The sequence below is a fragment of the Hydrogenophaga sp. 70-12 genome (assembly GCF_001897365.1).
GTDB classification, from domain to species: Bacteria; Pseudomonadota; Gammaproteobacteria; order Burkholderiales; family Burkholderiaceae_C; genus Hydrogenophaga; species Hydrogenophaga borbori.
Genome location: NZ_MKSS01000010.1, coordinates 21,188 through 27,791, shown reverse-complemented (window position 1 = coordinate 27,791; position 6,604 = coordinate 21,188). Strand labels below are relative to the sequence as shown.

Genomic DNA, 6,604 nt, shown 5'->3' with positions numbered 1-6,604 from the left:
TCGTTGGCGCCCCATCGCCCCCATGGCTAGCATCCGCGCCCATTCGAGAACGAGACGCCGTCCCCACGCCGCCAGCGCCGATGCCCCCGATCATTCTGCAAACCCACCACCTCACCAAAGCGTTCAAGGGCTTCGCCGCCGTGAGCGACGTGAACCTCAGCGTGCACGAGGGCAGCATCCACGCGCTCATCGGCCCCAATGGCGCGGGCAAGACGACCTGCTTCAACCTGCTCACCAAGTTCCTGGAGCCCAGCAGCGGCAGCATCTTTTTCCAGGGCCGTGACATCACCCGCGAGAAGCCCGCCGACATCGCTCGCCGCGGCGTCATCCGCTCGTTCCAGATCTCGGCCGTGTTCCCCCACCTCACGGTGCTGGAGAACGTGCGCCTGGGCCTGCAGCGCGCGCTGGGCAGCACCTACCACTTCTGGAAGCCCGAGCGCTCGCTGCACCACCTGCACGGCCGCGCCATGGAGCTGCTCGCCGAGGTGGGCCTCGAATCCTTCGCGCACGAGACCTGCGTGAACCTGTCCTACGGCCGCAAGCGGGCGCTGGAGATCGCCACCACACTGGCCATGGACCCCAAGCTCATGCTCCTGGACGAGCCCACGCAGGGCATGGGCCACGAAGACGTGCACCGCGTCACCGAACTCATCCGCCGCGTGGCGGTGGGACGCACCGTGCTCATGGTGGAGCACAACATGGCCGTGGTCTCCACCATCGCTGACACCATCACCGTGCTTCAGCGCGGCGCCGTGCTGGCCGAGGGCCGCTACGCCGAGGTATCCACCGACCCGCGCGTGCTGGAGGCCTACATGGGCGCCGAGGCGACGGCGCTCGAGGGAGCGCACTGATGGCTGCCGCGCTGCGCATCCGGGACCTGCACGCCTGGTACGGCGAATCGCACGTGCTGCACGGTGTGGAGATGGAGGTCCGCGAGGGCGAGGTCGTCACGCTGTTGGGGCGCAATGGCGCGGGCCGCACCTCGACGCTGCGCGCCATCATGGGCCTGACGGGTGCGCGCCAGGGCAGCATCCAGGTCTTCGGCCAGGAAACCATTGCCCTGCCCACTTTCCGCATCGCGCCGCTGGGCATCGGCTACTGCCCCGAGGAGCGCGGCATCTTTGCCAGCCTGTCGGTGGAGGAAAACCTGCTGCTGCCGCCCCGGCTCAAAGGGGGGCGGATCGGTGCGGGGGCCGCCATGAGCGAGGACGAGATCTACGCCATGTTCCCCAACCTCGCGGAGCGCCGCCAGAGTCCGGGCACGCGCCTGTCCGGCGGCGAGCAGCAGATGCTGGCCGTGGGCCGCATCCTGCGCACGGGCGCGCGGCTGCTGCTGCTCGACGAGATATCGGAAGGCCTGGCGCCGGTGATCGTGCAGGCGCTCGCCCAGATGATCCGCACCCTGAGGGCCAAGGGATACACCGTGCTCATGGTGGAGCAGAACTTCCGGTTCGCCGCGCCTCTGGCCGACCGCTTCTACGTGATGGAGCACGGCCGCGTGGTGGAGACCTTCGGCGCCACCGACCTCCAGGCCAAGATGCCGCTGCTCAACGAGCTGCTCGGCGTGTGAACCCCATGCCACTACTCGACATCCCCCTGCCCGTCCTGCTCAGCCAGTTGCTGCTGGGCCTGGTCAACGGCTCCTTCTACGCCATCCTCAGCCTGGGCCTGGCGGTCATCTTCGGTCTGCTGCACGTCATCAACTTCGCGCACGGCGCGCTGTTCATGCTGGGCGCGGTGCTCACCTGGATCGGCCTCAACCACTTCGGCATCAACTACTGGGCCATGCTGCTGCTGGCGCCGCTGCTGGTGGGGGCCTTCGGCATCGCCATCGAGCGCAGCTTGCTGCGCTGGATCTACCGGCTCGACCACCTGTACGGCATGTTGCTCACGCTGGGCATCACCCTGGTGCTGGAGGGCGTGCTGCGTGCCATCTTCGGTGCCTCGGGCCTGCCCTACAACGCGCCCGAAGCCCTGCAAGGCGCCACGCAGCTGGGTTTCATGTTTTTGCCCAATTACCGCATCTGGGTGGTGGTGGCCTCGCTCACGGTGTGCTTCGCCACCTGGTACCTCATCGAGCGCACGCGCCTGGGCGCCTACCTGCGCGCCGGCACCGAGAACCCCAAGCTCGTCGAGGCCTTCGGCATCAACGTGCCCCTGATGGTGATGCTCACCTACGCGTTCGGCGTGGGCCTGGCGGCCTTCGCGGGCGTGCTCGCGGCGCCAGTGATGCAGGTCTCGCCCCTCATGGGGCAGAACCTGATCATCGTGGTTTTCGCGGTGGTGGTGATCGGCGGCATGGGGTCGATCATGGGTGCCATCCTCACCGGGCTCGGCCTGGGCGTGCTCGAGGGCCTCACCAAGGTCGTGTACCCCGAGGCATCGGCCACCGTGGTCTTCGTGGTGATGGCGATCGTGCTGTTGCTGCGTCCCGCCGGCCTGTTCGGAAAGGAGCGTTGACATGAAGCGCCTGCCCACCATCGGCTATGGCCTGCTGCTCGCGGGCCTGTTGGCGGCCCCCTTCCTCGGGGCGTATCCCATCTTCCTCATGAAGCTGCTGTGCTTCGCGCTGTTCGCCTCGGCCTTTAACCTGCTGCTGGGCTACGCGGGCCTGCTGTCCTTCGGCCACGCGGCGTTCTTCGGCGGCTCGGCCTACGTGGCTGGCCTCGCCATGAAGGCCTGGGGCCTGCCGCCCGAGCTGGGTCTGCTCGCGGGCACCGCGGCCGGCGCGCTGCTGGGCTGGGTGTTCGGCGTGCTGGCCATCCGCCGCCAGGGGATCTACTTCTCGATGATCACGCTCGCGCTCGCGCAACTGGTGTACTTCGTGGCGGTGCAGATCCCGGCCACGGGCGGCGAGGACGGCCTTCAGGGCGTGCCGCGCGGCGTGCTGTTCGGCTTCATCGACTTGCGAGACGATCTGAACATGTACTACCTGACGGTGGCCATCGCGACCGGCGCCTTCCTGCTCATCGCGCGCGCCATCGCCTCGCCTTTCGGCCAGGTGCTCAAGGGCGTGCGCGAGAACGAGCCGCGCGCCACGTCGCTGGGCTACGACGCCGACCGCGTGAAGCTCATGGCCTTCGTGCTGTCGGCGGCGCTCGCGGGCCTGGCCGGTTCGCTCAAGACCCTGGTGCTCGGCTTCGCGTCGCTGACCGACGTGCACTGGCTGGCCTCGGGCCAGGTCATCCTCATGACGATGATCGGTGGGGTGGGCACGCTCACCGGCCCGCTCGTGGGCGCCAGCGCCATCCTGCTGCTCGAGGGCAAGCTCGGTCAGCTGGGCCAGGCGCTCACCCACCTGAGCGGCTGGAGCGGCTTTACCGCGCTGGGCGAGTCGGTCACCACCGCGATGGGCGTGCTGTTTATCTTCTCGGTGCTGTTGTTCCGAAAGGGCATCATGGGCTGGAAGTCATGAGCGCTCAGGCGCCACCGCCCCGCGGCCCACTGCCTCCCGAGGGGGCCCATCCGGCCAGGGCCGGCTCGGCGCCGGAACGCGTGCGGATGCCGGCGCTGCAGCACGCCCGCGCCGACGACGGCACGCGCATCGCCTTCAGCCTGCGCGAGGCCGCCCCCGGCCTGCCGCGCATCGCCTTCCTGCATTCCCTGGGCATGGACCACGCGCTGTGGGGCCCGGTGAGCGAGCGCCTGGCCGGTCTGGCCAGCCTGCTCTGCCTGGACATGCGCGGCCACGGCCGCTCCGACAAACCCCCGCCGCCTTACGGCACCGAGCGCCTGGCGCGCGACTTGCGCGACGTGCTCGACCACGTGGGCTGGGCGCGCACCGTGCTCGTCGGCGCCTCGCTCGGCGGCTGCGTGTCGCTGGACTTCGTGGCCCACCACGCCGAGCGCGTGCAAGCCTTGGGCCTGGTGGACAGCACCGCCTGGTACGGCCCCGACGCGGGCCTGAACTGGAACGCCCGCGCGCGCCGCGCCCGCGAGGAAGGCCTGGCGGCCATGATCCCCTTCCAGGAAACCCGCTGGTTCAGCGACGCATTTCGGGTCAGCCGGCCCGACGTGGTCGAGCGCTGCGTGCGCACCTTCCTGGGCAACGACGTGACCGCGTTCGCCGCGCTGTCGGAAATGCTGGGACGCTTCGACGGTCGCCACCTGTTGCCGCGCATCCGGGTGCCCACGTCCATCATCGTGGGCGAAGAGGACTTCGCCACGCCGGTGGCCATGTCGCAGGCGCTGCAGCGCGGCATCCGGGAGGCGCGCCTGACGGTGATCCCCGCTGCGCGGCATCTGGTGCAGATCGAGCGGCCCGACGCGGTGGCCGCGATGGTCATGCGCCTGCTGGAGCGGGTGACGACAAGCGCCTGAGCGCGGGCTGCGCGACAGCGCCAGGCAAGCGCCGGATTCCCCGCGGCTTCGGAAACCTCAGCGGAGGGCCGGTGGCCATGCCTGGCGATACGCTATATTCAGTCATATATAGCGATCGTGACCGAGGCTTCCGCATGCACCACCGCCTGACCCACACCCTGGCCGTCGTCCTCACCGCCGGCCTGTCCCTCGCCGCGCAAGCCGCCGACCTCACCGTCTCGGCCGCCGCCAGCCTGACGAACGCCTTCAAGGACATCGCGCCGCTGTTCGAGGCCGCCCACGCCGGCACCAAGGTGCAACTGAACTTCGCGGCCTCCGGCGTGCTGCTGCAGCAGATCGCCAAAGGCGCGCCGGTCGACGTGTTCGCCAGCGCCGACCAGGAAACCATGGACCGGGCGCAGGCCCAGAACCTCATCAAGCCCACGCAGCGCCGCGACTTCGTCTCCAACAGCCTGGTGGTCATCGTGCCCCAGGCCAGCGCCCTGCGGCCCCGGTCGGTGGCCGATCTCACTCGGCCGGAATACGCCCGCATCGCCATCGGCCTGCCCGCCAGCGTGCCCGTGGGCCGCTACACCAGGGACGTGCTCGAAGGGGCCGGCCTGTGGGGCGCCATCGAGTCCAAGATGGTGGGCGCCACCAACGTGCGCCAGGCGCTGGACTACGTGCAGCGCGGCGAGGTCGACGCGGGCTTTGTGTACGCCACCGACGCCGCGCTGATGGCCGACAAGGTCAAGGTGGCGCTGACCGTGCCCACGCCCAAGGCCATCCTCTACCCCGTGGCCCCGTTGCCCGCGGGGCCGAACGCCGCCATGGGCGAGAAGTTCGTCGACTTCCTGTTCACGCCGCCGGCCCAGGCGGTGCTGTCCAGGTACGGCTTCGGCAGACCCTGAACCCGCGCGTCGGTACCTGCCGTGGCCGAGGCCTGGACCCCCCTGCTGCTCACCTTGAAGGTGGCGGGTTGGGCCACCGCGCTCAACCTGTTCCTGGGCACGGCGGTGGGCTACGCGCTGGCGCGCCTTCGTTTCCCCGGCCGCGACGTGCTGGACGCCGCGCTCACCCTGCCCCTGGTGATGCCGCCCACCGTGCTGGGCTACTACCTGCTGGTGGTCATCGGCAGCCAGGGCGTGATCGGCGCCTGGCTGCTGCAGCACTTCGGCGTCCGGCTCATCTTCACGGTGGAGGCGGCCATCATCGCCGCCACCATCGTGGCCTTCCCGCTGGTGTTCAAGGCCGCGCGCGCCGCCTTCGAAACGGTGGACCCGCAGCTCGAGGACGCCGCGCGCACCCTGGGCCTCGGCGAATGGCCGATCTTCTTTCGCGTGACGCTGCCGCTGGCCTGGCGCGGCATCCTCGCCGGCCTGCTGCTGGCCTTTGCGCGCGCGCTGGGCGAGTTCGGCGCCACGCTCATGGTGGCGGGCAGCATCGTTGGCAAGACGCAGACGCTCTCCATCGCCGTCTACGAGGCGGTGCAGGCGGGGCAGGACGGCACGGCCAATGTCCTGGTGCTCGTCGCCTCGGCCGTGTGCGTGGCGGTGCTGCTGCTCGCCGGCCAGTTGGTGCCGGGCCGCGTGGCGTCGCGATGAGGGGCCGGCCTTGACCTGGGACATCACCCTGCGCAAGACCCTGCGGCAAGGCCACGCGCGCTTCGAGCTGGACCTGGCGTTCCGCTCGCCCGCGCCGCGCGTGGTGCTGTTTGGCCCCTCGGGCGCGGGCAAGACGCTGACGCTCAAGATGGTCGCGGGCATCCTGGCGCCCGAGGCGGGCCGCATCGCCATCGCCGGCCGCGTGCTGTTCGACAGCGAGCGCGGCGTGCGCAGCAGCGCGCAGCAGCGCCGCCTGGCCTACATGTTCCAGGACTACGCCCTGTTCCCGCACCTCACGGTGCGGCAGAACGTGGCCTTCGCGGCGCGGCGGGGCCTGCGCAACCCGGCCAAGGACGAAGCGAACGCCGACGTTGACCGCTGGCTCGCCAGCTTCGGCCTGAACGCCGTCGCTGGCCACCACCCGCACCAGATCTCGGGCGGCCAGCGCCAGCGCACGGCACTGGCGCGCGCCTTGGTGTCGCGGCCCGCGGCGCTGCTGCTGGACGAGCCCTTCGCCGCCCTGGACAAGGCCCTGCGGCAGCGCCTGCGCGACGAGCTCAAGGACCTGCAGACGGAATTGAAGCTGCCGCTGCTGCTGATCACCCACGACGAGCAGGACGTGCGCCACCTCGCCGAAGACGTGGTCTGCCTGGACGCCGGTCGCGTGGTGGCGTGTGCCGACGCCCTGAAGGGCGGCTGAT

The 6,604-nt window shown here is 70.1% G+C and carries 8 protein-coding genes; all 8 read left to right on the top strand.

The features are described 5' to 3' along the window. Nucleotides 1-80: 80 nt before the first annotated feature. The 8 genes from BGO22_RS00640 (at nucleotide 81) to BGO22_RS00605 (ending at nucleotide 6,603) form a co-directional block, all read left to right on the top strand. Nucleotides 81-851, top strand: coding sequence for an ABC transporter ATP-binding protein (locus BGO22_RS00640; protein ID WP_286848288.1), 771 nt, complete (start codon nucleotides 81-83; stop codon nucleotides 849-851). Continuing rightward, nucleotides 851-1,570, top strand: a complete 720-nt coding sequence (locus tag BGO22_RS00635; protein ID WP_286848286.1) for an ABC transporter ATP-binding protein — start codon at nucleotides 851-853, stop codon at nucleotides 1,568-1,570. Before BGO22_RS00640 ends, BGO22_RS00635 begins: the two co-directional genes overlap by 1 nt. Before the next feature lie 5 nt (nucleotides 1,571-1,575). Continuing rightward, on the top strand, nucleotides 1,576-2,460 hold the full coding sequence (locus BGO22_RS00630; protein WP_286848284.1) for a branched-chain amino acid ABC transporter permease: 885 nt from the start codon (nucleotides 1,576-1,578) through the stop codon (nucleotides 2,458-2,460). Nucleotide 2,461: 1 nt separating this feature from the next. Further along, complete coding sequence (locus BGO22_RS00625) at nucleotides 2,462-3,415, top strand: branched-chain amino acid ABC transporter permease (RefSeq protein WP_204743785.1); 954 nt, start codon at nucleotides 2,462-2,464, stop codon at nucleotides 3,413-3,415. Between the two features lie 86 nt (nucleotides 3,416-3,501). After that, nucleotides 3,502-4,320: an alpha/beta fold hydrolase gene (locus BGO22_RS00620; RefSeq protein WP_286848281.1), complete on the top strand. Its 819-nt coding sequence runs from the start codon at nucleotides 3,502-3,504 to the stop codon at nucleotides 4,318-4,320. Nucleotides 4,321-4,454: 134 nt separating this feature from the next. Next, nucleotides 4,455-5,210, top strand: a complete 756-nt coding sequence (gene modA / locus BGO22_RS00615) for a molybdate ABC transporter substrate-binding protein (RefSeq protein WP_070399627.1) — start codon at nucleotides 4,455-4,457, stop codon at nucleotides 5,208-5,210. 21 nt (nucleotides 5,211-5,231) lie between these two features. Then, nucleotides 5,232-5,903 carry a molybdate ABC transporter permease subunit gene (gene modB, locus BGO22_RS00610; protein ID WP_070399628.1) on the top strand — a complete coding sequence of 224 codons (672 nt, stop codon included), beginning with the start codon at nucleotides 5,232-5,234 and terminating at the stop codon, nucleotides 5,901-5,903. Between the two features lie 10 nt (nucleotides 5,904-5,913). Further along, nucleotides 5,914-6,603 carry an ATP-binding cassette domain-containing protein gene (locus BGO22_RS00605; RefSeq protein ID WP_070399629.1) on the top strand — a complete coding sequence of 230 codons (690 nt, stop codon included), beginning with the start codon at nucleotides 5,914-5,916 and terminating at the stop codon, nucleotides 6,601-6,603. Nucleotide 6,604: the final 1 nt, after the last annotated feature.

Coding starts and splice junctions, on each gene's coding strand:
- BGO22_RS00640 (WP_286848288.1), top strand. CDS start 81: ATGCCCCCGATCATTCTGCAAACCCACCACCTCACCAAAGCGTTCAAG.
- BGO22_RS00635 (WP_286848286.1), top strand. CDS start 851: ATGGCTGCCGCGCTGCGCATCCGGGACCTGCACGCCTGGTACGGCGAA.
- BGO22_RS00630 (WP_286848284.1), top strand. CDS start 1,576: ATGCCACTACTCGACATCCCCCTGCCCGTCCTGCTCAGCCAGTTGCTG.
- BGO22_RS00625 (WP_204743785.1), top strand. CDS start 2,462: ATGAAGCGCCTGCCCACCATCGGCTATGGCCTGCTGCTCGCGGGCCTG.
- BGO22_RS00620 (WP_286848281.1), top strand. CDS start 3,502: ATGCCGGCGCTGCAGCACGCCCGCGCCGACGACGGCACGCGCATCGCC.
- modA (WP_070399627.1), top strand. CDS start 4,455: ATGCACCACCGCCTGACCCACACCCTGGCCGTCGTCCTCACCGCCGGC.